Source organism: Flavobacterium sp. NRK1 (assembly GCF_024054175.1).
In the GTDB taxonomy this organism is placed as follows: domain Bacteria; phylum Bacteroidota; class Bacteroidia; order Flavobacteriales; family Flavobacteriaceae; genus Flavobacterium.
The window spans coordinates 1,973,457-2,000,373 of record NZ_JAMXLA010000001.1; the positions used below are offsets into that span (position 1 = coordinate 1,973,457).

A 26,917-nucleotide genomic window follows, 5' to 3' on the forward strand; every position below is an offset into this window, starting at 1 on the left:
AAAAAAGCGCGGCTTATACAATTTAAACCTTAGCTACATCGTTATTGATGTAAGATTTTCCGTATTTAATTAATTTGAGTCCTTAATAAAACGGAAGGTTTAGACCAAAAAAAACTCCGGTAATCAGCCGGAGTTCAATCATCAATCAAAAAACGAACAGTTATTGAACTGTTTGTAACTTTAAATATTTTTAGTTGTAACATACAAAATCAGACTGCCAAAATACAAATTTTATTTAAAATATGAAATCAGGGCAGTCTCTTTTTGTATATACGGATATTATCCTAAGTAAGTTTTAAGAATCTTACTTCGTGAAGTATGTTTTAATCTCCTGATAGCCTTTTCTTTAATCTGGCGAACACGCTCACGTGTAAGATCAAAAGTTTCTCCAATTTCTTCAAGAGTCATAGGGTGCTGGTCACCTAAACCGAAGTAAAGCCTAACAACATCTGCCTCGCGAGGGGTTAAAGTTTCAAGTGCGCGCTCTATTTCAGTGCGAAGCGACTCATGTATTAACTCACGATCAGGGTTAGGAGACTCTCCTGAACGTAATACGTCATAAAGGTTAGAGTCTTCTCCTTCAACAAGAGGTGCATCCATTGAAAGGTGACGTCCCGAGTTTTTCATGCTCTCTTTAACATCGTTAACGGTCATGTCAAGCTCTTTCGCAATTTCTTCTGCCGATGGGGCACGCTCGTTACTTTGCTCAAGCAAAGCATACATTTTGTTGATCTTATTAATAGATCCAATTTTGTTAAGTGGCAAACGCACTATACGTGACTGCTCGGCAAGAGCCTGAAGTATAGACTGACGAATCCACCATACTGCATAGGATATAAATTTAAAACCACGTGTTTCGTCAAAACGCTGTGCAGCTTTAATAAGTCCTAAATTTCCTTCGTTGATAAGATCGGGAAGTGTTAATCCCTGGTTTTGATATTGTTTTGCTACCGATACCACAAAACGTAAGTTGGCTTTTGTCAGTTTCTCAAGTGCTCTCTGGTCTCCGGCTTTTATACGTTGTGCTAACTCTACCTCCTCATCCGCTGTGATCAAATCCACTTTTCCAATCTCCTGAAGGTATTTGTCTAATGAAGCAGTTTCCCTGTTGGTTACCTGCTTGGTAATTTTAAGTTGTCTCATGTAAAGATTCCTGAGTTTTATGTAATGTAGTAGTTATACGTAACAACCGGGGAAAAAGTTACATGAAGAGTGAAAAAAAATTAAAATTTAACTAAATGGCTGTTTCTTATTCTCTCTCTTTTCATGTTCAACTTCCTTCTATAAGATTGTACGCCAGCAGTAAAACGTGTGCAGTATAAATAAATTGTGGTACATTATTTTTTTAACGTACCACACAATCTTATTACAATTATTATTTTTTCTTTAAGCCAATATCAAAATTATATTGCAGACCAAGCCTGATGTTAAATGAATAAGGTTTACTGTCTTTATAACTATTAAAATAATAGTTAAGCATAGGCTCGGCATTTAATTGTAATGACGGGCTTAAATTATAATGCAATCCAAGCCCCAAATTACCTGTAAAGCTTGTTTTTGCTGCGGCATTCCATTTTCCTAAATACATCCTTCCGTTTTCATTATGGGCAAAAACTTCATTTTTAGTCAGAAGAAGCAGGCTTCCGCCGCCAAATACACTCAGACCAAATTTTTTCTCAAATAGATTGTAGCCAATTTCCAAAGGTATTTGCAGGTAACTAAGTTCACGGTCAATGTTGATAATAGCCTGATAGTTTTCCCCAAGATTGTCGATTATTAAACCACTGTTTGTTCCAAAAGGATATTTATAGTCAATCCATGTGAAATCATCCGAAGGGATAAATTCCGGATTTACCGCATCACCACCCATTACATAATTAAGCTTAATGTTGTTGGCCGACTGTTTTAGTTTGTAGAAAGAAACTCCTGTGCGTATGCTTAACTTCTTATTTAATTTATAGCCAAAAAGTAAACCAAAACGGATTAACGATTTAGTATTAATATTTGAGGTTGTTGAATCAGTTACAATTTTCCTATCCGGGAAACTAAAAAACGATGGTTCTCCATTAGCAAACATAGAAAACCTCTTAAACGCGATAGGAGTCAGGCTGTCTTTTATATTTTCTTTTTTTTCTGTCGCTTCTTCTTTAGGTAACTCTGTTTTAAGACTGTCTTTTTTAATCAGAATATCTTCAGGTAAGCTATCCTGTGGTATTGCAGGTATTTGTTCCCGCGTAATAATTGCAGTATTTGTCTTATCAGCAGGCATTCGTATAGTAGTGTCGCGCATAGTACCGGATTGTTTTCCGGGTTCAGAATCCCTTTCTTGTTTTGATGGTATTGTTTGATTAGTTGTTTCGATAATAGTAGTAGCTGAAGAATAATCTGATTTAGTGTTTGCTTTGGCTGACACCGATGAAGCTTTATTTTTTGAAATATATAATGATGTTGGATAATCTTTTTTAGCATCACCGTCTTTTACTATTTTACTATTTCCGGTATTTATCTGTTCAGAATGTTGTATGTCCTGCTTACTATTAGTTCCGGTTCTACTATTTTTTTTGTTTGTGACATTTCGTGAAGAAGTGTCATCTGAAATAATAGACTTACCGGTACTACCTTTATTATTGCTGTTTGTTGTAGTGTTATTAATATCCTCAAACGCATTGCCAGCGTCATTTACTCTATTTTGAGCTTTGGTCTCACCATTCCCAGAACAGTCTTTATGTACTCCTTTTTTTAATGTAGCACTTTCCGTAGTCATTATTGAAGGACTATCAGTTTGAATATTTTTTTGCAGGCTTTCCTGTTTTATTTCGCCCGCGTTATTGTCAGATTTTAAATATGTTATAAAATATATAGTACCCACAATTGCAAGTAAGCTAAGTCCGCCAATAAAGAACCAGAACAAAGGAAATCTTCTTTTCTTCTTTGAATCCAGATCCTTGCTGATAGCATCCCATAGCGCATCGTTGGGCATCCTGTCAAGGTTGTCCAGTTTTTCACGAAATGCTTTTCCTATGTCTTTTTTAACTTCCATGGTTTTGGGGTATATCAATGTCCCTAACAGCTTTTATTTTATCCTTTAATATTGCTTTTGCCCGGTGCAGATTGGATTTTGAAGTGCTTTCTGATATTGAAAGCATTACTGCAATTTCCTTATGAGAATAATCATCCAGCTCATAAAGGCAAAATATCAGTCGGTACTGGTCTGGTAACTGCTGTACAAATTCCAGTATAATATCTGCCGATATATTCATTTCTTCAGGGCCTACATCAGTATCTCCGGTAAAGTTATCTTTTATGGGAACCAGCTGCAATGTTTTTTTATAGCTGGTTATAGCTTTATTAATGGTTATTCTTTTTATCCATCCCTCAAATGTCCCTTTTCCGCTGTATTTATGTATGCTGGAAAAAATTTCGATAAATGAATTATGAAGATTGTCTTCGGCTTCGGCATAGTTACGGCAATATTTAAGACACAGGGAAAAAAGTACCCCCTTATAAAGGTGGTACAATTCTTCCTGTGCCCTGCGGTTCTTCTTACTGCAGTCTTTTATGATATCTTCAAGATTCAAATTGCCTGTTTAATTAGTTAAATCTAATTAATATTTTTTTTTAATTGCTGAAATAGTAACGTATATAGCAATAAGGCTGTCCTTCCATAGTAATAGTTTGAGATTCAGGATAGCCTTCATATCCCGATTCAGAAATGAATACAGTATCAGAATGATAGTAGGAACTGTTACCTAATACAATATCCTGTAAATGATAATTACCAAATAATGCAGCAGCTTTTAACGTATTTGCTATAAGTACTTCATTATTTATTTGGATTATTGTTTTTTGAAGGTTAGAAGGCATGATAGTAGTATAGTAAGAGAATGTTCCTAATTCATCCATTGCACCTGTTACTCCCTGAGCCATTAATGAAACCGGCTTGTTATTGCTGAATGTAAGCGACGTTGCATCGGCTATTATATCACCATTAAGAATAGTTTGTGAGGCTATATATCCATCTGCATTGATCATAAACATGCCAACCTCAATATAATCATTCAAAAAATCATCCCATTTTTTTACAGTTACAGTATTTTCACTATATACATACTTATGTACTATCCCGTTATTATCATAATCCGTAAGCCTGCCCTGAGAATCATACTGTAAAAGAACGCTGGCTGTTGTAATATCAGCAGCATTTTTAGTTTCTATTGTATAATTGCCTTCGCTGTCAATAGTATGTATGTTTCGTGAAATAAAATTACCACTGTTGGCATAAGTACTGTCGGCAACAACTATATTGTTGTCATAGTATTTTATGTTTCGGGTCTCAAAATTTTCCTGAGTCGGGTAGTAAGTTATGGTCTGGGTAAGCGAGTGTGTAGTTTCGCTTGGATTGATGTCTTCTGTATCATTATCAGTACAGGCAGTCAAAGCAAATAAGGCAATTAGTGCCCCAAATAAATTTTTTTTCATAATAATTACTTTTTAGATTTACTCTTTAGTAATTAAAAATGAAAAAGGTTGCGTGTACTATTAAAATTTTTTCAAACTTCTGTATAATCTACTTTTTAAACATCTTGTTTAATACCCCAAATACGCCTCTTATAAAAGTCGCGCTGGTTACTACTTTTAAAACCTGTTTTTCAATTGTAGATCCCGATGGTGCCCTTCGCGATGAAGAACTTTCTTTTTTTTCTGCTTTTTGCTGTACAGCTTCAGCTTCTTGTGCTTCCGAAGCTTCAATTTTTTTACAAAGTATTTCGTAGGCACTTTCCCTGTCTATAACTTCACTATATTTTTTAACGAGTTTAGATGAAGCATTCAATAATGAAATCTCATCAGGGGTAAGAATATCCATTCGGCTCATAGGTGCGCGCAGCATAGTGGCTGCCAGTGGGGTAGGGTTGCCTTTTTCACTAAGGGCTGTGATCAGTGCTTCACCTGTACCCAGTTGTGTGATGATCTCATCGGTTTTGTAAAATTCGGATAGAGGGTAATTCTCGGCTGTAAGTTTAATGGCTTTACGATCGGTTGCAGTAAATGCGCGCAGTGCATGCTGTATCTTTAAACCAAGCTGGCTTAATACTCCGTTAGGCACATCGGTAGGATTTTGTGTTACAAAAAATATTCCTACACCTTTAGAGCGTATCAGTTTTACAATAGTTTCTATCTGGTCCAGTAGTGTTTTAGTAGCTTCATCAAATATAAGATGGGCTTCATCTATAAAAATAACCAGTTCAGGCTGATCGGCATCTCCCTTTTCCGGCATAGTATTATAAATCTCCGCTAAAAGTGAAAGCATGAATGTAGAAAACAGCTTTGGCTTATCCTGTATATCGGTAAGACGCATAATATTTACGTAGCCTTTGCCTTCATCGTTAATACGCATAAGATCATTTATATCAAACGACAGCTCACCAAAAAAGATCTCTGCTCCCTGCTGTTCCAGTTCTATGATCTTGCGGAGTATAGCACCTGTAGATGAAGTTGATATCCTGCCATATTCTTTTTCAATTTCGGTTTTGCCTTCATCGGTTATATATTGCAACACCTTTTTTATATCCTTTAAATCCAATAAAGGCATGTTATGGTCGTCACAATATTTAAAAATCACGTTTACAACTCCTGTCTGAGTATCATTAAGGCCTAATACCCTGGAGAATAAAACAGGGCCAAATTCTGAAACAGTAGAACGTAACCTTACACCTTGTTGCTGTGATAATGACATTAACTCTACAGGAAAGCTTTTAGTTTCATAAGGAATACCTATTTTAGCATGCCTTTCAGTAATAAAAGGCTTCTCTTCTGCTGCTTGTGCTATTCCGCTCAAATCTCCTTTTATATCCATCATTAAAACGGGTACACCATTCTCAGAAAGCTGTTCTGCAAGAATTTGTAGTGTCTTTGTTTTGCCAGTACCGGTGGCACCTGCAATAAGGCCGTGGCGATTCATGGTTTTAAGAGGTATTTTTACATGAGCGCCTTCAACGGGTTGGCCGTCAAGCATTGCTGTTCCCATAGTAATTGTACCTCCTTTAGCCTGATATCCGTTGTTTATGGTTTCTAAAAATTGATTTGTGTCTGCCATTTTTAATTGGTTTAATGCTTCTAAATTTCGGAGTTTAATTTTTCACAGGCAATAGGCGTTCGCGATAAATTTTAAAAACTTAACTCCACTTCATTTTCCATTTTTTGTAAATAGAAATCTATTTTTTGGTAGGCACGGTTAAAAAATAATTTTCTGTCCCGTGTTCCCGACTGGTTAAGAGATTTGGAATTTTTTATCTGATGTTTAAAAAAATCTAGTGCATTGGTACAAGTAGGAGCATCATTTGTTATAAAATACCCAAGCATGGTATAAGGCACAAATAAAGATTGTTTCTCCGGAGCAGAAAGCAATACATTGTTGTTGAGTATTAGTAATTCGTTATAATACAGATTAAAACGTGAGCCTTCCATGCAGCAGCGGTCTTCGGCAGATTGCAGCACTTTTTTTATATCTTCACACAAAAGCCTGGCACTCGTTAAAGATAATAACCCCGACTGAAAAAAATAATATACTTGTTGCAGGCTGCTGTTTATGGTAGTATCATTCCATACTTCATTAACTTCTACATTTTCATATACAGCTTTTAACTTTTGGCTATGTTCCTGTAACGATTGGTTTATAGTGAATTTCTCAAATGTATCCTGATTTTGTTTCCCTGCCAATAGGTTGAGCCATACATACAGCTTAAATTTGGCGAGTAATGTGCCCCCAATGGTATAAAACAGGGGAATGTCTTTTGCTGAATAATACATTTTGGTTTCCGGATAATTCAGAAAATCACTGATATTATCTGCCGAATGCCGAAAATAAGATTCCATATCTGCCATTGACCGTATTTCGGCTGTTTTTTCTACAATAACCTTATTACTGCCTGCAAATAACAAATCCATAGAAATGCTGTAATGCCTGCATAAGGCAATGGTTTCTTCTATTGAAAATTTACTTTTTTGTGATACGCGTCTGTGTGCTGCATCATAGCTTATATTAAGTACATCTGCTATGTCTTCTATAAGTGATATTGTTTTGTTAAGCTTTTGGCGTATAGCTCTCAGCAAAATATCCTGATTATTCATAATTGCGGTTTTCGCAAATATAGAATTTATATTAATTCATTTTCACAAATTTAATTGTTGTATTCGCAATAATTTTGATTTGAATTTAAACCTTACTATATGAAAAAAATACTCACAATTTTTGTGCTCTCAGCAATTTTTGTTTGTTTTTCACAACAAAAGGACAGTCTGCATTCGCAAATTTTTAGTCTTACTCCTTTGGCTAAAAATGTAAATAAAGTTAACGGTGTGACATTTGGCATTGGACAGTTATTTGATCGTGAAAAGGAAGCTGCTATTAACGGATTAAGTTTGGAAATAAATCCTGTGTTACCATTAGCACTGCTTTTCTTAGATCCTTCTAAAGTCATAAATAATAAAGTTAAACTGAAACATAATGGTGTTCAGATTGCTGTTGGCGGTTTTTCGGGGGATGTAGCTCATAACGGGCTTAATATTTCAGTATATACTATTACAAACTCTGCTAATGGCTTAGGTATTATCGGTATTTATAATGTGAGTAAAACTTTAAATGGCCTGCATGTGGCTGGCTTAACAAACTCAACAGATAATGCCATCGGAATGCTTATTTCACCAATAAATAGTGCTGATATCCTTAAAGGAGTACAAATAGGTGCGTACAACAAATCGTTAAGCGTAATCGGTATACAGATAGGTCTGTACAATAGCACTTCACGCATTAAAGGCTTACAAATAGGACTTTGGAATACTAACGGCAAGCGTTCGCTTCCATTTATTAACTGGTAAAATTTATAATATGAAAACAATTAAATTTTTGGCTCTGCTATGTTATTGTGTAACGCAGGCACAACAGAATGACAGCAAAATAGAACTTAAAAATGTAAATGAGCTTAGGTTTTATGAACGGTTTGTAATAGAGGCCGGAATGCGTGTTCCTTTCGGAAAACTCGCTGATAAAATGGGAACTTCGCCTGAAGCCGGGCTATGGTTTCGTTCACGATTAAGGAATGATGATATGCTTGATGTAGGGGGTACAGTGTGTATTCCTACCGATACAAACGAATTTGATTATAAAAGTCATGGACAAACCTATAAGGTTAGCCCGTCAGGAGTATCGGGCATGGGAGGGGTAAGATTTTGTAAAGTATATAAACTTGAAAGTTTTAAATATAAAAAGAGTGTAGAATGGATATCTGGATTTGGTTATGCCTATTTTATGTATCGGGACAGCTACGCTGTCAACACTCCATCAGAAAACACCAGTCATAAGGCATTAAGTACTTTTTACATTGGGCAGGGTTTACGGCTTAATATTGATAATGTAGGTTTTCAGATAAATTACCATTATACTCCGTATGGGCAGTTTAGCAGCCATGTTCCTTCAGATTTTGGTGCACATAGTTTAAGCCTTGGTATTGTTTACAGACAGTAATTTTATTTTATATAATAATTCTGCCGGATTGAAAATGAATACGTACTTAAAAGAAAAAACCCTGCTACTTTTCAGTAACAGGGTTTTTCAGAATTAACCTTGTAAGAGTAATTAAGATTCTTGAGGCGTATCGCCTTTATTTTCGTCTTTCGGAGCATCATTTCTACGCTCTTCTCTAGGCCCACGGTCGCGAGAGTTTCTGTCATCTCTTGAGTTACCGCGGTTGTTGTCCCTTCCGCCGCCTCTGTTGTTATCGCGGGGACCGCGATCTTCACGCTGAGGAGCGTTCTCATCTCTTGGAGGGCGGGGTAGAAGTGCTTTTCTCGAAACTTTTTCTTTTCTTGTTTTAGGATCGATACCTAGATATTTAACATCGAATACGTCACCCATGTTTACAACATCGGTTACATTTTCAGTACGTTCCCATGCAAGTTCAGATACGTGAAGCAGAACTTCATTACCCGGAGCATCCATATATTCTACTACTGCACCAAAGTCAAGCATTTTTATAACTTTTACGCTATATGTTTCGCCAACTTGTGGTTTAAATATAATAGAGTCGATTTTTTTCAGTACCATATCAATACCTTCAGGGCTTGTACCAAGAATTTCAACTTCTCCCTGCTCATCAACTTCATTAATAACAATTGTAGTTCCTGAAGCTTTTTGAAGTTCCTGTATAACTTTTCCACCAGGGCCTATAAGGGCTCCGATAAATGCACCCGGAATAGTAACTTTAATGATCTTAGGAGCATGACGCTTAACTTCTGTTCTTGGAGTTTCAATAACTTCTGTAAGTTTTCCAAGAATATGAAGACGCCCTTCACGGGCCTGCTCAAGCGCTTTCTCCATGATCTCGTATTTAAGGCCTTCAATCTTGATATCCATCTGGCATGCAGTAATACCATCTGCAGTACCCGTTACTTTAAAGTCCATATCTCCTAAGTGATCTTCATCACCAAGAATGTCTGAAAGTACAGCCCAACGGCCTGTAGCATCATCAGATATAAGACCCATTGCAATACCGGACACCGGTTTTGTCATCTGGATACCTGCATCCATTAGTGCAAGCGTACCTGCACATACGGTAGCCATAGAAGATGAACCGTTAGATTCAAGTACTTCAGATACAACACGTACAGTGTAAGGAACATCTGCAGGAATCATATTTTTAAGTGCGCGTTGTGCAAGGTTACCGTGGCCTACTTCTCTTCTTGAAGTACCTCTTAAAGGCTTAGCTTCACCTGTAGAGAACGGAGGGAAATTGTAGTGAAGGTAAAATTTTTCTTCACCCTGGTCTGTAGGAAGGTCAATTACATTAGCTTCACGAGATGTACCAAGCGTTACAGTAGCAAGCGCCTGAGTTTCACCCCTTGTAAATAAAGCAGAGCCATGTGTAGAAGGAAGATAGTCAACTTCACACCAAATAGGGCGTATTTCGTTTGTTTTTCTTCCGTCAAGGCGTGTACCTTTTTCAAGGATCACATTTCTTACAGCTTCTTTGTTTGTTTTATAAAGATATTTACTGATCAGGTCACCGTTTTCAAGCAGTTCTTCTTCAGTAAATAAGGCTTTAACCTCTTCTTTAACTTCAGCAAATTTTTCTGAACGCTCATGCTTTGCAGAACCTTCACTTGCAATTGCATAATATTTGTCATAAGAAAGCTCACGTACTTTTGCAAGTATTGTATCGTCGTTACGCTCTTCTTCATACGTTCTCATTTCTTTGCCTATTGCTGCCTTAAGTTTTTCCTGAGCGGCAATCTGAAGTTTAATGGCTTCATGAGCAAATTTAATTGCTTCAACCATTTCTTTTTCAGATATCTCTTTCATCTCACCTTCAACCATGGCTATAGAGTCCATAGAAGCACCAATCATCATGTCGATATCTGATTCTGCAAGTTGTGCTTTGCTTGGGTTAATTACAAGCTGTCCGTTAACACGGGCAACACGTACTTCAGAGATAAGAGTAGAGAAAGGAGCATCAGATACTGCAAGTGCAGCAGATGCTGCAAGGCCTGCAAGTGAATCAGGCATTACGTTCTCATCATGAGACATTAACTGTATCATTACCTGCGTTTCTGCATGGTAATCATCAGGGAAAAGCGGACGTAAAACACGGTCTACAAGACGCATTGTTAATACTTCGCTGTCGCTTGGCCTGGCCTCGCGTTTAAAAAAACCGCCCGGAAAACGTCCGGCAGCCGCAAATTTCTCACGGTAGTCTACGGTTAAGGGTAAAAAGTCAATACCCGGGGCAGCTGTTCTTGCAGACACTACTGTGGCAAGAAGCATGGCATCGCCCATTCTTACTACAACAGATCCGTCGGCCTGTTTAGCAAGTTTTCCTGTTTCGATCGAGATGCTTCGTCCATCTCCCAGATCGATGATTTCTTTTGTTACGTTAGGAATCATAAATTAATTCTTTTGATTAAACAATGGGTTGTTTAGTGTGTTGTTGTTGTGTAGTTGTATAGTACCCAATGAAAAACCAAAACTTTTTCTGCATTATGTAAAAATAAAAAGAGGCGCGCGGGCACCTCTTCTCATTTCGATTATTTTCTGATGTTTAATTCTTTGATAATCTCACGGTATCTGTTAATCTCTTTTTTCTTAAGGTAATCAAGAAGACTTCTTCTTTTACCTACCAGCTTTACAAGAGAACGCTCAGTATTATAATCGTGACGATTTTTTTTAAGGTGCTCTGTTAAGTGGTTAATTCTGAAAGTGAATAACGCGATTTGTCCTTCAGCTGAACCGGTGTTAGTTTCAGCTTTACCGTGTTTTGCGAAAATTTCCGCTTTAACTTCTTTAGTTAAGTACATGCCAATATTATTTAAATGATTATTATGTATGTCAGGCTAATCCTGACGGGTGCAAAGGTAATCAATATTTTTTTACTTGCAACTAATTATCATAGAAGATACAACCTGTAAATTTAAGGCATTTTAAACGATGGCGGAATGGCTTTCTCATCTGTTGCCCAGCTTTTATTTGGCTGTTTACCCATTACAAACTCCAGAGTGCCGCCTTTCATAAGGTCTTCATGACTAAACCATGATTTGTTCCACTGTACGCCGTTAAGCTTTGCCGACTGTATATATTTATTTTCAGGCGCGTAATTTTTACAAATTATTTCAAAAGTTTTTCCATTTCCCAGCGTAATAGATGCCTTGCTAAAAAACGGACTTCCTATTACATACATTGGCAAACCGGGTGTTATTGGATAAAAGCCTAAATGTGAAAAAACAACAAAAGATGTAAGTCCGCCACCATCTTCATCGCCGGGTATACCCATAAGGTCATTCCTGAACCATTGTTTAATAAGGTTACGAACCCTTTTTTGAGTTCTCCACGGCTGTCCGGCGTAATTATAAAGATAAGGAATGTGCATACTAGGTTCATTACCCATAGAAAACTGGCCCACATTACCCGTATGGTCGCCAAACTGATGGTAAAAATCGGGGCGGCCTTTCCCTAACGGAGTATTATACATATCTTCAAGGCCATCAACAAAGTCTTGTTTTCCACCTATCAATTGTACCAGATCATTTACATTGTGAATAACATCCCAACGGTATACGTAACCATTGTTCTCATCATAGGCTTCTCTCGCGCCAATACCACTTGAGTAGCGGTAGTCAAAAGGTTCTATAAATTTACCTTCTGCATCTTTTGGATGGAAAAATTTTGTATCAGGATTAAATACTTTACGGTAGTTAAGACTTCGGTCTAAAAAATATTTTTCATCATTTTTCTTACCCAGGTAACCTGCAATTTTGCCAAGGCACCATTCATCATATACTGTTCCAAGGGTAACGGCTACGGGCTGGCGTTTTTCCCATGAATGAACTTCCGGTACGGGATCGGGAGCACCTGCCGGCAGTGCCGGAAAGTAACCTTCTTTTTTATAAAACTCATCCAGCACTCCCGCTTTTTTGCCGGACCAGGGAGCCAGTGTTTTTTCAGTAATACCGGCTTTGCAATAGGTATAAGCTTTTTCTAAATCAAAGTTTCGTAGACCTTTGGCGTAAGCATCGGCAACAATGGCAACACCATGGTTAGAGTTCATGCGTCGGCTGTCTCCTGTAACTTCAGGAAAGGTTGGCATCCAGTGATTGTCCATTTGTTCTGCCATGCGCAGATATGAATTTATCATGTCGCTTTCCTTTTTTGGTTCTATAATTATTCGTAGCGGATGCGTTGCACGAAAAGTATCCCATATCCAGTCATCGGTATAAAACGGAGTGCCTTCATCATCATGAATTTTATCATCAAAGGCGCTGTAATACCTTCCGTCTTCCGAAATACATATCATTCGTTCATAAGTTCGGTATAATGAGGTATAGAAGACGATTTTGTCGGTGTCGCTTGTTCCTTCTACTTTTATTTTGCCCAGGGTTTCATTCCAGACCTGTCTGCCTTTATTGGCAACAGCATCTACATCATAAGTTGTAATTTCCCTTTTCAGATTTGCTTTTGCCTGATCGATACTTATAAATGAAATTCCATATCGCACTTTTACCTGTTTAGTACCTGCTGCATATTTAAGTGCCGCAGCGGCATTTTTACCCTCTGCAGATGCTGTAGAAACATTTATTTTTCCCTCGGTCAAAATTCCTGTGGTTACCGGATTGACATCGGTTTCCATATAAACATATACTCTTGTATTATTGTCAAGATTTTGATACCCGCTAACGGTATTGCCATTTACCTCAATCTGCCCATTGCGGGAGTTTATAATTAAATAAGGATTGTCGGGTTTTGAAAAATCAATACTATAAATAGCCGACTGATGTGAAGGGGCATATTTTACGGTAATACCATAATCGTCAAGGTCTGACTGATAGTAGTATGGTTTTATAATTTCATTATCATAACCATAGCTAATAACCGGCTTTAAAGATGCTTCATTTCCCTGAAACGGACTAATATTAAATGCTGATGAACCACGGTGGCTGGTAACAACAACAGGAAGTCCATAAATTTCATTTCCGGTAAAGTTTTCCCTTTCAGGATATACCCGCAACATACTATTAGGTAAATGTATGGTGGGATAGGTAGGCACAAGCATGTGGCTGATGTTACCTATGTAAGGGTTTACATAATCAACAGGTGTTTTATCCTGTTGCTGCTGTGCAGATGCAAATTGGGGAGAACTAAGTAAAATGCCAAAAAGTATAACCAGTTGCTTCATTAATTAAATAATTGGTTTGTTAAACTAAGCAAACATACTAAACCGTTTTAGCAGAAAGAAATTTAAGTATCAAAAAATTAATTAAATAAAATGCCCGAATCAAAATTCTGTTCGGGCACTTGTGTATTTTTCAAAGTTTACGGTTTTAAAAAAGTTTAGCTACTTCCTGATTAACAAATTCAAGAAAACGCTCATCTCTTTCGGTAAATGCATCCAGTACATTAGAATCTATATCTATCTGTCCAATATTTTTGCCATCTACAAATAGTGGTATTACTACTTCAGATTTTACAGTTATGCTGCAGGCAATATAATTGTCCTGTGCGGTTACATCGGGCACTACAAAATTCTGGTTAGATACTGCTACCTGTCCGCAAATACCTTTTCCGAATGGAATAACAGTATGGTCTGTAGCTTCTCCTGCATAAGGGCCTAATAATAGTTCTTCTTTTTCCCCGTTTCTAAAATAAAAGCCTACCCAGTCATAGTAATCAACATTGTCGCGAAGCAGATGGCAAACCTGTAACAGTTTTTCTTCTCTTAATGTATTATCGTGGTGAAGTATATCGGTAACTTTAGGTTTTAATTCTTCAAATGTCATTGTAAATATATTTTATACAAAATTACAACAAACGCAGGGTCATTTATGTTTTTAAAAGGTAAAAACTATAAAATTCCCACATTTTATTTTTTTGAAGGCATAACTTTTGTACGAGTTAATATAAAATCAATACTTTTGTGGTGATATGAAGATTTATAAGCACATAAGCATACTATTAACATTCCTGATATTGGCATCCAATATGGGGTTTGCGCTTAATGTGCATTATTGTCATAATGAAGTATCTTCAGTTTCTTTTGCTTACAGGATAGATAAACCTTGTAACATTACAGATAAAAAAGAAACAAAATCGTGTTGTGCGGCGGCTGCAGAGAGTCATAAGAAATGCTGCAAAAACAATCTTGTAAAACTTCAGGATGATGATCATAACAATATAATTGTTAAATCGTTGCAACTAAATCTTAGTGCCTTTTGTGCTATAGAGGAATGGAGGCCTGCATTATTTAATACGGGCACATTGGTTTCAACTGATTCGATTCCATCTTTTTATTGCGAAGCTCACGCACCGCCACTCTTTAAATTATATTGTCAATACATTTTTTACGCCTGAGTTATAACTTATTCTTAATTGTTTCCCTATGGGAATAATGTAATTATTAATACTATAACTTTTTTTATGCGTAAAATATTTTTAATGCTGCTATTGTGCATATCCTTTGCACAAGCACAGGAAACAATAAGTGGTAAGGTGCTCGATGAGCAAAACCTGCCGCTGCCCGGAGCCGGAATTAACTGGCTTAATACTACCATATCTGCGTCAACTTTGGGAGATGGTACTTTTACTATTCCTTATTCATCTGAAAATAAAAAGCTGGTAATAAGCTATCTTGGCTATGTTTCAGATACGCTGGATATATCTTCTCCTAAATATGTAACCCACAAAATGAAGCCTGCTAAAGGAAGCGAGCTTAAAGAAGTAGTGCTGGATAAAACAAGGAAAAGTTTAGAACGCAGCCAGGTTAAGGCTGCAAACGTTTCTAATATGGGGAGTAAAGAACTCTTAAAAGCAGCCTGTTGTAACATTGCAGAAAGCTTTGAAACCAATCCTTCTATCGATGTAAATTTTTCTGATGCTTTAACTGGCAGTCGCCAAATAAAAATGTTGGGACTTACAAGTCCGTACCTTATGATTACCGAAGAGAATATTCCTGCTGTACGTGGAGCTTCTCAGGCATATGGTTTATCTTTTATTCCCGGGACATGGGTAGAAAGTATCCAAATAACCAAGGGGGCGGGGCCGGTAGTAAATGGATACGAAAGTGTAACCGGGCAAATAAATTATGAGTTACTTAAGCCCATTAATGATATTCCGTTCTTTTTAAATGCTTACGGGTCTACAGGAAGTCGTTTTGAGCTGAATACCCATTTTAATAAAAAATTATCTGATAAATGGAGCAGCAGCTTGTTTTTACATGGTAATACCACCGTAAATAAAAACGATATGAATAACGATGGTTTTCTTGACAATCCGTTGGCAAAACAGATAAACGTTATGAATCGCTGGCAATATACTGATGCCGAAAAAGGATGGGTAAGTTTTATAAATTTCCGTTATATGCACGATGAAAAGCAAACGGGAGAACTTGATTTTGACCCTGACACGGATAAATTTACGACCAATCATTGGGGGTCTGAAATTAATACAGATAAACTGGATGTATCTACAAAACTGGGGTATGTTTTTCCTGATATGCCGTATCAGAGTATTGGTTTGCAAACTGCTTTTAACTGGCATAAACAGGAATCGTATTTTGGATTTAAGACTTATGATATAAATCAGAAGAGTTTCTACTCCAACCTTATTTTTAACTCTATAATTAATAATACCCTGAATAAGTTTGCAGCCGGATTAAACGTTACTTATGATAATTATGGCGAATATGTAAACACTGTAGATTACAGCAGAACAGATAATTCTGTAGGTGCATTTTTAGAATATACCTATGATAATGCTAACGATTTTAGTATAGTGCTTGGCGGGCGTTTTGATGTTCATAACCGTCTTGGTGCTTTTGTAACTCCCAGAATGCATCTTCGTTATAATCCGTGGGAAAAAGGTACATTCAGGCTTTCTGCCGGAAGAGGTAAAAGAGCCGCAAATATTTTTGCAGAGAACCAGTCTTTGTTTGGTAGTTCGCGTGCACTGAATGTTATTAACGGTGGCGGTAAAATATATGGACTTGATCCGGAAATTGCATGGAACTATGGCATCAGCTTTATACAGGGTTTTCCGCTATTTAATAAAAATGCAGAGTTTGTAGTAGATTTTTACAGAACTGATTTTCAAAATCAGGCTGTTGTAGATCTTTATGCATCACCGCAACAGGCATTGTTTTATAACCTTGACGGCAAATCATATGCTAATAGCCTTCAGGTTGAATTAAATTATGAAATAACAATGCATTTTAATATCCGTACAGCCTATAAATATTACGATATTAAAACGCAGTATACAACAGGTATGGAAGAAAGGCCTTTGCAGGCTAAACACCGGTTTTTTACTAACTTAGCATATGAAACACATATTGTTGAAGGTGGTAAACAATGGAAATTTGATTTTACCTATAATTGGATGGGGAGGCAGAAGCTGCCCTATACAGGCAGTAATCCTGAAGAATATCAAATGAGAGATTACTCGCCTTCGTTTTCTTTGATGAATGCCCAGATAACCCGTACTTTTTCAAGTGTATTTGAAGCATATGTAGGAGGGGAGAATATAGGTAACTATCAGCAGAAAAAAGCCATTTTAGGCAACGATGACCCTTTTGGCCCATATTTTGACAGCTCTATTATATATGCCCCGGTTTTTGGGCAGATGTATTACGCGGGAATACGATTTAAAATAAAATAATTAAGAATTCTAATAATAAATTATAAAATGAAAAAACTAATTTTAGTAATGCTTGTTACCCTTGTGGGATTATCAGTGCAGGCACAGGAAAAAAAACAGGAAAAAAATAAAAATGCCAAATATGAAATTAATGTAAATGGCAATTGTGACCAATGTAAAAAAAGAATAGAAAAAGCAGCGTATAGTGTTAAGGGCGTTAAATCGGCACAATGGCATCAGGATCATCATGATATGCATTTAATTATAGATGAAACTAAGTGCAGTATAGATGATGTACATGCAGCTGTTGCGAAGGCAGGGCACGATACTGATAAAGTAAAAGCCAAAGACGAAGATTATGAAAATCTTCATAGCTGCTGTCAGTATGAAAGGCTTTAATATTATTATACGGATCCCAAAATTTATTTTGGGATTTTTTTAGTGAAGATCGTGTATCCACCTAAAGCTACAAAACACACCACCAAAATAATAATAATGAAGAAAAACAAATTCATATTGGCGCTGGGTGGGCTTATGGCAATTTTGCTGCCTCAGAATTTTGCTGCTCAAACTACAGAAAATGTAGAGGTTTCCGAAGAAAGTGATAAAGACCGTTTTTTTAAAAACAGGAAATTGTATCTCAATGAGGATGGAAGTAATTATGTTAAATTTACTTTTTTAACCCAGGTATGGCTAAGAACTGCAGATTATAACCCTGGAACCACAATAAATGGCGTAGAAAAAAGTAGTGGCACAGATATCGGCATTCGCCGTTACAGAATCCAGCTATACGGACAGCTTACAGACAGAGTGTTTGCCTATAGCCAGTTTGGAGAAAATAATTTTAATAATATATCCGACAGAAAGGCCGGTTTTTTTGTTCATGATGCTTATGGTCAGTATGATATTGATAAGAAGTATATATCTATTGGTATGGGGCTTTCAGCCTGGAGTGGGCTAACACGTTTTTCTTCTCCTTCTACAGGGAGCATATTAGGTATAGATACTCCAATATATCAACAAACTACCAGCGATATTACCGACCAGTTTCTTAGAAAATTATCGGTATTTGCAAAAGGTAAGTTAGGTAAGCTGGATTATCGTGTGCAAATGGTTCAGCCCATGGCGATACAAAAGTCGGCAGGATATGATCCTGCTAACGCTATTTCTGAAAATTCATCATTTTCTGCAAATCCGCCTAAAATGCAGTGGAATGGTTATTTTCAATACCAGTTTCAAGATCAGGAATCTAATCTCACCCCATACAATACAGGTGCATATCTTGGTAAAAAGTCAGTGTTTAATATAGGTGCAGGTTTTATTTATCAAAAAGATGCTATGTGGCGTTTGAGTGTTGCTAATGATACCATTCAAAGTAATCTGGTACAACTTGCCGCAGATATTTATTATGATGCTCCGGTAGGAAGTAAAGGTCAGGCATTAAGTTTATATGGTAGTATTACGCATTCTGATTTTGGTAAAGGATATCTCAGAAATAACGGACCTATGAACCCTGCTGATGGAAATAATAATAGCTCTATATTAAACGGGGCAGGTACAGCTTTTCCAACCTATGGTAATGGTACAGTAGCTTATTTTCAGGGAGGATATAAGTTTAAAGATAATAGTATAGGTAACACTACTTTAATGCCTTATATATCTGTACAATATGCAGATTATGACAGATTAAATGATGCCATGATCTATTATGATACAGGTATTAATTGGCTATTATCCGGTAATACTTCCAAATTTACTATTGCATATCAAAATAGGCCGGTTTTTAACACTGAAGGTAACAGTATGGAAAGAAAAGGCGCTATTCTCGCTCAATATCAGGTATTCTTTAATTAGATTTAAAAAGCCCCAATATAAATTGGGGCTTTGTTTTTATTTAGTATTTATAGTTTTTACTTCAGATATTAATTTCCCATCGGCACTAAAACCTTCAATGAGGACTTTAAGAGGTTTGGACGACATTTTAGGGATGGTAAATTGAAATTCACCATTTTCATTTGTCATTATAGTAGGCTCCCAATCAACAATACCAAAATTTTCAAATCCTTTGTCATCTACGGTATTGTATGTTACGTTTTGAAAAGGCATTACTTTTTCAAAACTGTTTTTCACAATGATTTCAGGCGCTCCGCCTTTTTTGTTAGGTCTTGCGCCTTTCTTAAGATATATTTTTATCACTCCCTGATAATTACGAACAGAAGGTACAATTGCTGTAGAACTCATATAAATTTCATCTACATCTCCCATTTGTATAAGGGTTAGCATGCTATAATCTACTAGCTGTACGCCGTCCATATATATAATGGGGCCTGCCTGTGCTCCATTAATACTGTTTACAGTACGGGTATATATTTTTAATTGACCATCATGCTCATCTATCCAGAAACCGCCATATGTTTTTATGAAATTAAGAAGATTAAAGTACATATTAGCTTTTTCATCAGTTATTTTATAGCCATGCAAGTCTCCGTTTCCAAAGCTATTGGCATATTTAAGTGCAGATCCTTCAATTTTCACTTCTTCAAGTTCGGTGAACTCCTTAAAAATATTGGGATTTGTAATTGTTGTTTCCTGACTTAAGGAGTCATAATATTGAGGCTGAGGTTTAAAAGGTTTATTGAATTTTCTGTTTACATTAAGTATTTGAGGCGCCAGAGTTAGTTCTTTTGGCTGTGAGCCTTTTTTAAGAAGTGTAAAGTTTACATATGATGAATCAGGAATAATCAGGTTGTTAAAGTAAAATTCTCTTTTATCATTTACTTCGGTTGTTTCATCTATACCTGATGTAAGTGAATATAATCTTACTTTGCCAAATTTAGTATCAGTAGTTCCCGGTACAGTTCCTTTAAGCGTTACGCCCATATCAAATGTGTAGTTGCTTTTAGGTGGGTTTTGTAAAATGTCGTTCCACTTATATTTACTTCTCTGACTCATCAGGTAAAGATCAAGCTCATACATTTTTCCTTTTGAAAGTGTTGTGAAATAGTGCCTTCCTGATGCTTTCTTTTGCGTTTCAAGGTAGGGAAGGAGCATAAATGAGCCATATATATCATTCGTATCATCAAAACTGATGGTGTTTTCAGGTAAGACGGATATACTGATATTCATATTAGGATAATTGATCTTGCCTTTATATTGCAGTTTATCAGCAGATGTAGTCCCGGTATTCAATTCGGTATTCAGCATTGCTTCAGGATACTTAAAAAATATCCTTTCGGCTAACTGTATTAAATCGCTGTCCAATATTCTTATTGTATTCATTCCGTTTGCAATATCTGTGTTAGGATTTACAATAGTTTGCTCAAGATTTTTGTCATTAAGTGTAAGCTCTATAGAGGTAGCCTTGTCGTCCTGATGTATTAGCATATACAAAGGTTTGGTACCGTATAGATCAATTGTGGTTTTATTAGTCTTTACTTTTATTATAGTTTTATCGGCTACAGCATAATTGTTTACTTCAAGCGCGATCCCCTTTAGCTGACTTTGTGGTAACGACTGCTCGTATTTTTTGTCATCTACAGTTACTATAGCTTTGTAGCCTGAAGTTTCTCCTGATAGTAGCTCAAATTTGCCATAACCAAGTTTATTTAGCTGAACGGTCTTAATGGTTTTTCCTGAACTATCAATGATGTCAGCAGATGTAACAGGTAAGGCATTGCCATTGCAATCAGTTACATGTATACCTATATTATTGTTTATGCCGCTTAATAATTTACCTCCTTCAGGATTTAATTCAATATTTATTTTTGAAGGATCGGCTTTTGCTAAGGCATTTCCGCTGCCTGTTTCGGGATTAACAACAGCAATCTCATATACAGATGATTCATCTTCAATAAAATTGTTCATCCAGTTTGTGTAAAATTGGATATAGTATTTACCGGATTTAAAACTGCTTCCAAGATTAAAGCTTCCGGCAAAACTGCCTATGTTTCCATATAACAATTTGGTTTCGATTATTTTTCCGTCACTATCTATCAGAGATGCATAAATATTAACGGTTGTAAAAAAAGGAGCATTTTTTTTTCTGTGAAAAACATAGCCTTTAAACCAGATTTTTTCATTGGTCATAAAAACATTTTTGTCAAAATGGGCATGTATGTTTTCTCTTTCAAGTAAGAAATAATCAGTAACAGCTTTAATTATTTCATCATTTCGACTTTGTTGTGCACTAACTTTGTGGTTAAAAATAAGCATGCAGCTTAATGCCAGCAATGCATAAACAGAATTTTTCATAAGGTTGATTGGTTGGTAAAATTTTTCTTTCAAAATTTATGCCATAAAAATATGCTATTTATTTTTTATTTGCTTAATGAAAGCATCCAGATGGGGGTTAAAAAATAAAAAGAGGAGCATTAAATTAATGCTCCTCTTTTTTAGAGTTTGATTTAGAATGTGTTACATCATTCCCGGCATACCGCCGCCCATAGGCATACCGCCACCAGGATTATCTTCTTTAATGTCTATAAGTGCACATTCTGTTGTAAGTATCATCCCTGCTACAGATGCAGCATTTTCAAGAGCAACACGTGTAACTTTTTTAGGATCTATAATACCTGCAGAAAGCATATCTACATATTCATCTGTTTTTGCATTATAACCAAAATCAGCAGTTCCTTCCGCAACTTTTGCAACCACTACAGATCCTTCAAGGCCTGCATTTTCAACAATGGTTCTTAATGGGGCTTCTACTGCACGTGCTACTATCTGGATACCTGTAGCCTCATCAGCATTCTCAGGATTAATAGCCGTAAGTACGGCTTTAGCTCTTAATAGTGCAACACCACCACCAGCTACGATACCTTCTTCAACTGCAGCTCTTGTAGCGTGTAGGGCATCATCAACACGGTCTTTTTTCTCTTTCATCTCAACTTCAGATGCAGCACCTACATAAAGTACCGCTACACCACCTGCAAGTTTTGCAAGTCTTTCCTGTAGTTTTTCTTTATCGTAGTCAGATGTAGTAGTTTCCATCTGTGCTTTTATCTGGTTAACACGGTTTTTGATGTTGTCCTGATCGCCGGCTCCATTTACAAGTGTAGTGTTATCTTTATCTATAGTTACTTTTTCACAGGTTCCAAGCATATCAAGTGTAGCATTTTCAAGAGTGTAACCTCTTTCTTCTGCAATTACAGTACCGCCTGTAAGTATAGCTATATCTTCAAGAAGTGCTTTTCTTCTGTCACCAAAGCCAGGAGCTTTCACAGCAGCAATTTTAAGTGCGCCTCTTAATTTATTTACTACAAGAGTAGCAAGGGCTTCTCCGTCTACATCTTCTGCAATAATTAATAAAGGTCTTCCAGATTGCGCAACCGGCTCAAGTACCGGAAGTAGATCTTTCATTGAAGATACTTTTTTATCATATAATAAAATGTAAGGCCTTTCAAGTTCAGCCTCCATTTTTTCAGAATTTGTTACAAAGTAAGCAGATAGGTAACCTCTGTCAAACTGCATACCTTCCACAACATCTACATAAGTGTCTGTTCCTTTAGCTTCTTCAACGGTAATAACGCCTTCTTTGCCTACTTTACCAAAAGCAGTAGCAATAAGCTCACCAATAGTTTCGTCATTGTTGGCAGAGATAGAAGCAACCTGTTTGATTTTCTCAGTAGCACTTCCTACCTCTTTAGATTGTTTTGCAAGATCAGCCACGATAGCTTCAACAGCTTTGTCTATACCACGTTTAAGATCCATTGGATTTGCACCTGCAGCAACGTTTTTAAGTCCTTCTTTAACAATAGCCTGAGCAAGTACAGTAGCTGTTGTAGTACCGTCTCCTGCAAGATCGTTAGTTTTAGAAGCAACTTCTTTAACCATCTGTGCGCCCATGTTTTCAAGGGTGTCAGAAAGTTCAATTTCTTTAGCTACAGATACACCATCTTTAGTTACTGTAGGCCCACCAAAAGATTTGCTTATAATAACATTACGCCCTTTAGGGCCAAGGGTTACTTTTACTGCATTTGCCAATGCATCTACACCGCGTTTTAAACCGTCGCGTGCTTCAATATCAAATTTTATTTCTTTAGCCATTTTGTATTTCGTTATATGTTTTTAAAATAATTAACCTTAAAATTAGATAATAGCAAAAATCTCGTCTTCCTTCATTATAAGGTAATCTTTGCCTTCAAATTTCAGTTCAGTTCCTGCATATTTTCCGTATAAAACAGTGTCACCTACTTTTACAGTCATGTCATGGTCTTTAGTGCCATTGCCTACGGCTACTACAATACCTTTTTGTGGTTTTTCTTTTGCAGTATCAGGAATAAAAATCCCTGAAGCAGTTTGTGTTTCTGCAGCTACCGGCTCAATTAGTACGCGGTCTGAAAGGGGTTTAATGTTTAAAGCCATATTAATTGTTATTATTTATTGTTATTAAAATTGATGTTTACAGTTTTTCAGAAATTATGCCAGTCAGTGTCGGTCTGACAAAGTTTCATGATAAAAAAATGCCAGCTTAAAAAGGCTGGCATTTTATATTGTTATTTACGAAGAAATTACTTTTGTGGTTCTGCAACAGGAGCAGCAGGTGTTGTTGCTTCTGGTTTTGCAGGAGTAGTAGTGGCCGGAGTTTGTACAGCCGGTACTGCAGATTCATCAATAAAAGACTCATCGCTGCTAGCCGTAGAAAAGCTCAGGCTTGATAATAATATAAGTGCAACCAATATAGTAGCAAGGGTCCATGTACTTTTGTCAAGAAAATCAGTAGTTTTTTGAACACCGCCCATCATCTGGGAACCTCCAATAGAAGAAGAAAGACCTCCGCCTTTAGGGTTTTGAACCATAATTACCACTACAAGCAAAAAGCTTACTATCGTTATAAGTATCAGAAAAATTGAAAAGTTAAGCATCGTTCTTTAAATTGTTATTTTGTTGAATTGTCTTTATATCTGAAATACGGTCTGCAAAGAAAACACTTTTTTCCGGATATTTCAAAATTAAAATTTCATAAGCTTGTATTGCTTTGCTGTATTTTTTTTGTTCCAGATAAACCCTCGCAAGCGTTTCGGTCATAAGCATTGAGTTTTCCTGACTGCTTTTCTCAATGTTTGCAGGGGTTGGCGTTATATTTTTAACAGGTGCTATTTTAGGATTAGTCTCTATAAATTTATCTATAATTTCCATTTTTTTACTTATAGATTCATCTATTTCATCTGATTTGGCATCTTCCCTTAGTTCATCTTCTCTGTTTATAGGAGTAATTTTAGACAATTTAAGCCATTCCGCGAATGAATGGGTTTCAGATGCGCTAAATTCAAGTGGCCTGCCTATGTTTAGTTTTTCTTCTGTTTCTTTAACTGTTTTTTCAGGTTCAGGCTTTAGCTCTTCTTTTTTCTCTAAGTAAGCAATGTTATCTTCTGTTGCTTTAATAGAGTTTTTTATAGACTCTTCTACTCTGTTTTCTGCTTCAGGTCTTTGTTGTTTTACAGTTTCAGTATCTTCAACAACCTGTATAGAGCGTTTTATAGATTCCTCAAGTTTGTTTAGAGGACTAATCTGCTCTTCAGCGTCATTCGTCTCAATTTTATTTTCTATTATCTCACTCTCATTTACAGGTATAGATTGCAGCGCTTTTTCATGTTGGGTAAATGCTTCTTTATCTACACTTTGAAACTGTTCTGAAGTAATAAAATCAAACAGTATAGATCTGTCAGTTGTATAAGCTGCGGTTTTTCTGAGCTCGGTATTATAACGAAAACTATCCTGATTATATAAGCCCTTTAAGTAAATAGCACGAGCACTCTGCAGGAACGGAAATTCCGAAAGGATGTTTTCCAGTTCTGCCGTTTGCTTATCGTTCAGCGAATAAGGCTTGTTTAGCAAATATGTATAGTCTTTTGTATTCAATAGTTTTTAGTTTACAGTTTTAGTTTACAGTTATGAGATGTTCGGGCTAAGCTGTCTATCATTAACTGTAAGCTGTCAACTTTTTACCATTTAGCCAGCGATTCATTAAATATATCCTGCGTTATCCTTTCAAATATATCTTCAAGAGCATTGTTTAGTGTAGATCCTGTAGGCAGCTCATTTCCCGGAAAATCATAATAGAAACTAAAAGGCTTTTCAAAATCGTCGTCTTCCTTATTCTTATTCGTAAATCTCACATTTACAGTAATACTCAGCCTGTTTTGTGCAGCACGCTGATCGGCAGTAGCCGTCATTGGAGATATACGGTATTGTGTTATTTCACCATCATAAACAAGATCTCCGTTAGAGTTTGTAAGGCTAAGGTTTGTCTGGTTTTGTATAAGGTCCTGTAATCTTCGGGTAAAAGTACGCTCTATTCCGGGCTCTACTACATCGGCTTTATTTTGAAAATAGTTTACCTGAAAAGTTTTAGCATCAATTTTACCTGATCCTGTAAAGTTATAGCTAACGCTGCAACCGCTAAGTGTAAAGAGTATGGCAAATGCCAGTATAAATTTTAAATGTTTCATGATAATTGCCATAAGGCTATAAGTCATATTGTTTTATTTTTCGGTACAGGGTTCTTTCAGATATGCCAAGTTCATCAGCAGCTGCTTTACGTTTACCTTTATTACGTTCCAAAGCTTTTTTTATAAGTTCTATTTCTCTTTCATCTAACCTTAAGGTTTCTTCCTCTTCTACGGTTTCAGCAAAAAGATAATTGCTGTCATCATCATCGTCTTCCTCAATTACAGGCGGCTCGGGGCGGGATACCTTTTGTGGAGCAAAAACATTTGTGCTTGGCAGGTTTTCAAAGTCTTCATGAGTATCGCCATTTTGCGCACCATATATTTTCTGAATCAGACCTTTGTTTGTTTCCTGTACTTTTGATGTATTGCCGTTCTGCATTAGCTCCATAGTAAGTTTCTTCAGGTCGTTCAGGTCGCTTTTCATATCAAACAATACCTTATATAATATCTCTCTCTCATTACTGAAATCACTTTCGGGCTTTTTATCTCTTACTACTGCAGGTAGATTGCTGCCTTCTTCCGGTAAATAAGCTCTTAATGAAGCGAGTGTAATATTTCTGTTTGCCTCCAGTACGCTTATTTGTTCTGCAACGTTACGTAGTTGACGTATATTGCCGCTCCAGCGAAATTTTTGTAAAAGTGAAACAGCATCGTCATCAAGTTTAATAGGAGGCATTTTATATTTGTGTGCAAAATCTGAAGAGAATTTTCTGAACAATAAATGTACGTCTTCTTTTCTTTCGCGTAACGGGGGAAGCATAATTTCTACTGTACTTAAACGATAGTAAAGATCTTCCCTGAATTTGCCTTTTTCAATGGCATCAAACATATTTACGTTTGTAGCAGCTACAATACGCACATTGGTTTTTTGCACCTGAGACGATCCTACTTTTATAAATTCTCCGTTTTCCAGTACACGAAGCAGTCTTACCTGAGTGGTAAGAGGCAGTTCGCCCACTTCGTCCAGAAAAATTGTACCGCCGTCAGCGACTTCAAAATAACCTTCACGCGTAGCGGTAGCTCCTGTAAAAGCACCTTTTTCGTGGCCAAAGAGTTCACTGTCTATAGTTCCTTCCGGTATGGCGCCACAGTTTACTGCAATATACTTACCATGCTTTCTGTGTGAAAGGGCATGTATTATTTTAGGGATGCTTTCTTTACCTACACCGCTTTCTCCCGTAACCAGCACCGATATATCGGTAGGGGCTACCTGCATGGCTTTTTCAACCGCTCGGTTAAGTTTAGGATCGTTTCCTATAATCTCGAATCGCTGCTTTATGGCTTGTATGCTTTCCAT

General features: G+C 36.7%; 23 protein-coding genes. 6 read left to right on the forward strand and 17 right to left on the reverse strand.

Going from position 1 to position 26,917, the window contains the following annotated elements; genetic code table 11:
- Nucleotides 1–279 precede the first annotated feature (279 nt).
- The 6 genes from NHE85_RS09010 to NHE85_RS09035 form a co-directional block, all read right to left on the reverse strand.
- The gene (locus NHE85_RS09010) at nucleotides 280–1,143 is read right to left on the reverse strand and encodes an RNA polymerase sigma factor RpoD/SigA (protein WP_020212501.1); all 864 of its coding nucleotides are present in this window, start codon (nucleotides 1,141–1,143) and stop codon (nucleotides 280–282) included.
- Between the two features lie 232 nt (nucleotides 1,144–1,375).
- The gene (locus NHE85_RS09015) at nucleotides 1,376–3,040 is read right to left on the reverse strand and encodes a porin family protein (RefSeq protein WP_252811699.1); all 1,665 of its coding nucleotides are present in this window, start codon (nucleotides 3,038–3,040) and stop codon (nucleotides 1,376–1,378) included.
- Nucleotides 3,030–3,578 carry an RNA polymerase sigma factor gene (locus NHE85_RS09020; protein ID WP_252811700.1) on the reverse strand — a complete coding sequence of 183 codons (549 nt, stop codon included), beginning with the start codon at nucleotides 3,576–3,578 and terminating at the stop codon, nucleotides 3,030–3,032. Before NHE85_RS09020 ends, NHE85_RS09015 begins: the two co-directional genes overlap by 11 nt.
- Before the next feature lie 40 nt (nucleotides 3,579–3,618).
- Nucleotides 3,619–4,479, reverse strand: coding sequence for a hypothetical protein (locus tag NHE85_RS09025; protein WP_252811701.1), 861 nt, complete (start codon nucleotides 4,477–4,479; stop codon nucleotides 3,619–3,621).
- Nucleotides 4,480–4,567: 88 nt separating this feature from the next.
- Entirely contained in the window at nucleotides 4,568–6,094 is a 1,527-nt protein-coding gene (locus tag NHE85_RS09030) for a helicase HerA-like domain-containing protein (RefSeq protein ID WP_252811702.1), read from the reverse strand.
- Nucleotides 6,095–6,165: 71 nt separating this feature from the next.
- Nucleotides 6,166–7,128 carry a hypothetical protein gene (locus NHE85_RS09035; RefSeq protein ID WP_252811703.1) on the reverse strand — a complete coding sequence of 321 codons (963 nt, stop codon included), beginning with the start codon at nucleotides 7,126–7,128 and terminating at the stop codon, nucleotides 6,166–6,168.
- Nucleotides 7,129–7,227: 99 nt separating this feature from the next.
- Here NHE85_RS09035 and NHE85_RS09040 point away from each other — a divergent pair, with 99 nt between their 5' ends.
- The gene (locus NHE85_RS09040; RefSeq protein ID WP_252811704.1) at nucleotides 7,228–7,875 is read left to right on the forward strand and encodes an LA_2272 family surface repeat-containing protein; all 648 of its coding nucleotides are present in this window, start codon (nucleotides 7,228–7,230) and stop codon (nucleotides 7,873–7,875) included.
- Between the two features lie 10 nt (nucleotides 7,876–7,885).
- The gene (locus NHE85_RS09045; RefSeq protein ID WP_252811705.1) at nucleotides 7,886–8,521 is read left to right on the forward strand and encodes a hypothetical protein; all 636 of its coding nucleotides are present in this window, start codon (nucleotides 7,886–7,888) and stop codon (nucleotides 8,519–8,521) included.
- 111 nt (nucleotides 8,522–8,632) lie between these two features.
- Here NHE85_RS09045 and NHE85_RS09050 read toward each other — a convergent pair whose 3' ends face one another.
- From NHE85_RS09050 to NHE85_RS09065, 4 genes are all read right to left on the reverse strand, one after another.
- Complete coding sequence (locus NHE85_RS09050; protein WP_252811706.1) at nucleotides 8,633–10,936, reverse strand: polyribonucleotide nucleotidyltransferase; 2,304 nt, start codon at nucleotides 10,934–10,936, stop codon at nucleotides 8,633–8,635.
- Nucleotides 10,937–11,076: 140 nt separating this feature from the next.
- Nucleotides 11,077–11,346 (reverse strand): 30S ribosomal protein S15, encoded by a 270-nt coding sequence (gene rpsO / locus NHE85_RS09055; protein ID WP_252811707.1) that lies wholly within the window; start codon nucleotides 11,344–11,346, stop codon nucleotides 11,077–11,079.
- A 113-nt stretch (nucleotides 11,347–11,459) separates the two neighbouring features.
- Nucleotides 11,460–13,718, reverse strand: a complete 2,259-nt coding sequence (locus tag NHE85_RS09060; protein ID WP_252811708.1) for a GH92 family glycosyl hydrolase — start codon at nucleotides 13,716–13,718, stop codon at nucleotides 11,460–11,462.
- Between the two features lie 145 nt (nucleotides 13,719–13,863).
- Nucleotides 13,864–14,319: a GAF domain-containing protein gene (locus NHE85_RS09065; protein ID WP_252811709.1), complete on the reverse strand. Its 456-nt coding sequence runs from the start codon at nucleotides 14,317–14,319 to the stop codon at nucleotides 13,864–13,866.
- Nucleotides 14,320–14,464: 145 nt separating this feature from the next.
- On the opposite strand from NHE85_RS09065, the gene NHE85_RS09070 reads away from it, so the two are divergent.
- The 4 genes from NHE85_RS09070 to NHE85_RS09085 all read left to right on the forward strand — a co-directional run bounded on the left by NHE85_RS09070 (nucleotide 14,465) and on the right by NHE85_RS09085 (nucleotide 19,024).
- Complete coding sequence (locus tag NHE85_RS09070) at nucleotides 14,465–14,890, forward strand: hypothetical protein (RefSeq protein ID WP_252811710.1); 426 nt, start codon at nucleotides 14,465–14,467, stop codon at nucleotides 14,888–14,890.
- Nucleotides 14,891–14,956: 66 nt separating this feature from the next.
- The gene (locus NHE85_RS09075) at nucleotides 14,957–17,191 is read left to right on the forward strand and encodes a carboxypeptidase-like regulatory domain-containing protein (RefSeq protein WP_374676557.1); all 2,235 of its coding nucleotides are present in this window, start codon (nucleotides 14,957–14,959) and stop codon (nucleotides 17,189–17,191) included.
- Nucleotides 17,192–17,218: 27 nt separating this feature from the next.
- A complete protein-coding gene (locus NHE85_RS09080; RefSeq protein ID WP_252811711.1) occupies nucleotides 17,219–17,569 on the forward strand; it encodes a heavy-metal-associated domain-containing protein in 351 nt (116 codons plus the stop codon).
- A 96-nt stretch (nucleotides 17,570–17,665) separates the two neighbouring features.
- A complete protein-coding gene (locus NHE85_RS09085; protein ID WP_252811712.1) occupies nucleotides 17,666–19,024 on the forward strand; it encodes a hypothetical protein in 1,359 nt (452 codons plus the stop codon).
- A gap of 36 nt (nucleotides 19,025–19,060) precedes the next feature.
- On the opposite strand, the gene NHE85_RS09090 is transcribed toward NHE85_RS09085, so the two are convergent.
- The 7 genes from NHE85_RS09090 to NHE85_RS09120 form a co-directional block, all read right to left on the reverse strand.
- Nucleotides 19,061–21,421, reverse strand: coding sequence for a hypothetical protein (locus NHE85_RS09090; protein WP_252811713.1), 2,361 nt, complete (start codon nucleotides 21,419–21,421; stop codon nucleotides 19,061–19,063).
- Nucleotides 21,422–21,583: 162 nt separating this feature from the next.
- Nucleotides 21,584–23,215, reverse strand: a complete 1,632-nt coding sequence (gene groL / locus NHE85_RS09095; protein ID WP_252811714.1) for a chaperonin GroEL — start codon at nucleotides 23,213–23,215, stop codon at nucleotides 21,584–21,586.
- A 42-nt stretch (nucleotides 23,216–23,257) separates the two neighbouring features.
- Entirely contained in the window at nucleotides 23,258–23,533 is a 276-nt protein-coding gene (groES, locus tag NHE85_RS09100) for a co-chaperone GroES (protein WP_252811715.1), read from the reverse strand.
- 146 nt (nucleotides 23,534–23,679) lie between these two features.
- A complete protein-coding gene (gene secG / locus NHE85_RS09105; protein ID WP_252811716.1) occupies nucleotides 23,680–24,033 on the reverse strand; it encodes a preprotein translocase subunit SecG in 354 nt (117 codons plus the stop codon).
- Nucleotides 24,026–25,030 (reverse strand): tetratricopeptide repeat protein, encoded by a 1,005-nt coding sequence (locus tag NHE85_RS09110; RefSeq protein WP_252811717.1) that lies wholly within the window; start codon nucleotides 25,028–25,030, stop codon nucleotides 24,026–24,028. Before NHE85_RS09110 ends, secG begins: the two co-directional genes overlap by 8 nt.
- 83 nt (nucleotides 25,031–25,113) lie before the next feature.
- A complete protein-coding gene (locus NHE85_RS09115) occupies nucleotides 25,114–25,620 on the reverse strand; it encodes an LptE family protein (RefSeq protein WP_252811718.1) in 507 nt (168 codons plus the stop codon).
- 16 nt (nucleotides 25,621–25,636) lie between these two features.
- Nucleotides 25,637–26,917 carry a sigma-54-dependent Fis family transcriptional regulator gene (locus NHE85_RS09120; protein WP_252811719.1) on the reverse strand — a complete coding sequence of 427 codons (1,281 nt, stop codon included), beginning with the start codon at nucleotides 26,915–26,917 and terminating at the stop codon, nucleotides 25,637–25,639.

Bases quoted from the DNA above. Each gene is read 5' to 3' on its own strand.
- NHE85_RS09010 (WP_020212501.1), bottom strand. From the start codon at position 1,143: ATGAGACAACTTAAAATTACCAAGCAGGTAACCAACAGGGAAACTGCT.
- NHE85_RS09015 (WP_252811699.1), bottom strand. From the start codon at position 3,040: ATGGAAGTTAAAAAAGACATAGGAAAAGCATTTCGTGAAAAACTGGAC.
- NHE85_RS09025 (WP_252811701.1), bottom strand. From the start codon at position 4,479: ATGAAAAAAAATTTATTTGGGGCACTAATTGCCTTATTTGCTTTGACT.
- NHE85_RS09030 (WP_252811702.1), bottom strand. From the start codon at position 6,094: ATGGCAGACACAAATCAATTTTTAGAAACCATAAACAACGGATATCAG.
- NHE85_RS09035 (WP_252811703.1), bottom strand. From the start codon at position 7,128: ATGAATAATCAGGATATTTTGCTGAGAGCTATACGCCAAAAGCTTAAC.
- NHE85_RS09040 (WP_252811704.1), top strand. From the start codon at position 7,228: ATGAAAAAAATACTCACAATTTTTGTGCTCTCAGCAATTTTTGTTTGT.
- NHE85_RS09045 (WP_252811705.1), top strand. From the start codon at position 7,886: ATGAAAACAATTAAATTTTTGGCTCTGCTATGTTATTGTGTAACGCAG.
- NHE85_RS09050 (WP_252811706.1), bottom strand. From the start codon at position 10,936: ATGATTCCTAACGTAACAAAAGAAATCATCGATCTGGGAGATGGACGA.
- rpsO (WP_252811707.1), bottom strand. From the start codon at position 11,346: ATGTACTTAACTAAAGAAGTTAAAGCGGAAATTTTCGCAAAACACGGT.
- NHE85_RS09060 (WP_252811708.1), bottom strand. From the start codon at position 13,718: ATGAAGCAACTGGTTATACTTTTTGGCATTTTACTTAGTTCTCCCCAA.
- NHE85_RS09065 (WP_252811709.1), bottom strand. From the start codon at position 14,319: ATGACATTTGAAGAATTAAAACCTAAAGTTACCGATATACTTCACCAC.
- NHE85_RS09070 (WP_252811710.1), top strand. From the start codon at position 14,465: ATGAAGATTTATAAGCACATAAGCATACTATTAACATTCCTGATATTG.
- NHE85_RS09075 (WP_374676557.1), top strand. From the start codon at position 14,957: ATGCGTAAAATATTTTTAATGCTGCTATTGTGCATATCCTTTGCACAA.
- NHE85_RS09080 (WP_252811711.1), top strand. From the start codon at position 17,219: ATGAAAAAACTAATTTTAGTAATGCTTGTTACCCTTGTGGGATTATCA.
- NHE85_RS09085 (WP_252811712.1), top strand. From the start codon at position 17,666: ATGAAGAAAAACAAATTCATATTGGCGCTGGGTGGGCTTATGGCAATT.
- NHE85_RS09090 (WP_252811713.1), bottom strand. From the start codon at position 21,421: ATGAAAAATTCTGTTTATGCATTGCTGGCATTAAGCTGCATGCTTATT.
- groL (WP_252811714.1), bottom strand. From the start codon at position 23,215: ATGGCTAAAGAAATAAAATTTGATATTGAAGCACGCGACGGTTTAAAA.
- groES (WP_252811715.1), bottom strand. From the start codon at position 23,533: ATGGCTTTAAACATTAAACCCCTTTCAGACCGCGTACTAATTGAGCCG.
- secG (WP_252811716.1), bottom strand. From the start codon at position 24,033: ATGCTTAACTTTTCAATTTTTCTGATACTTATAACGATAGTAAGCTTT.
- NHE85_RS09115 (WP_252811718.1), bottom strand. From the start codon at position 25,620: ATGAAACATTTAAAATTTATACTGGCATTTGCCATACTCTTTACACTT.
- NHE85_RS09120 (WP_252811719.1), bottom strand. From the start codon at position 26,917: ATGGAAAGCATACAAGCCATAAAGCAGCGATTCGAGATTATAGGAAAC.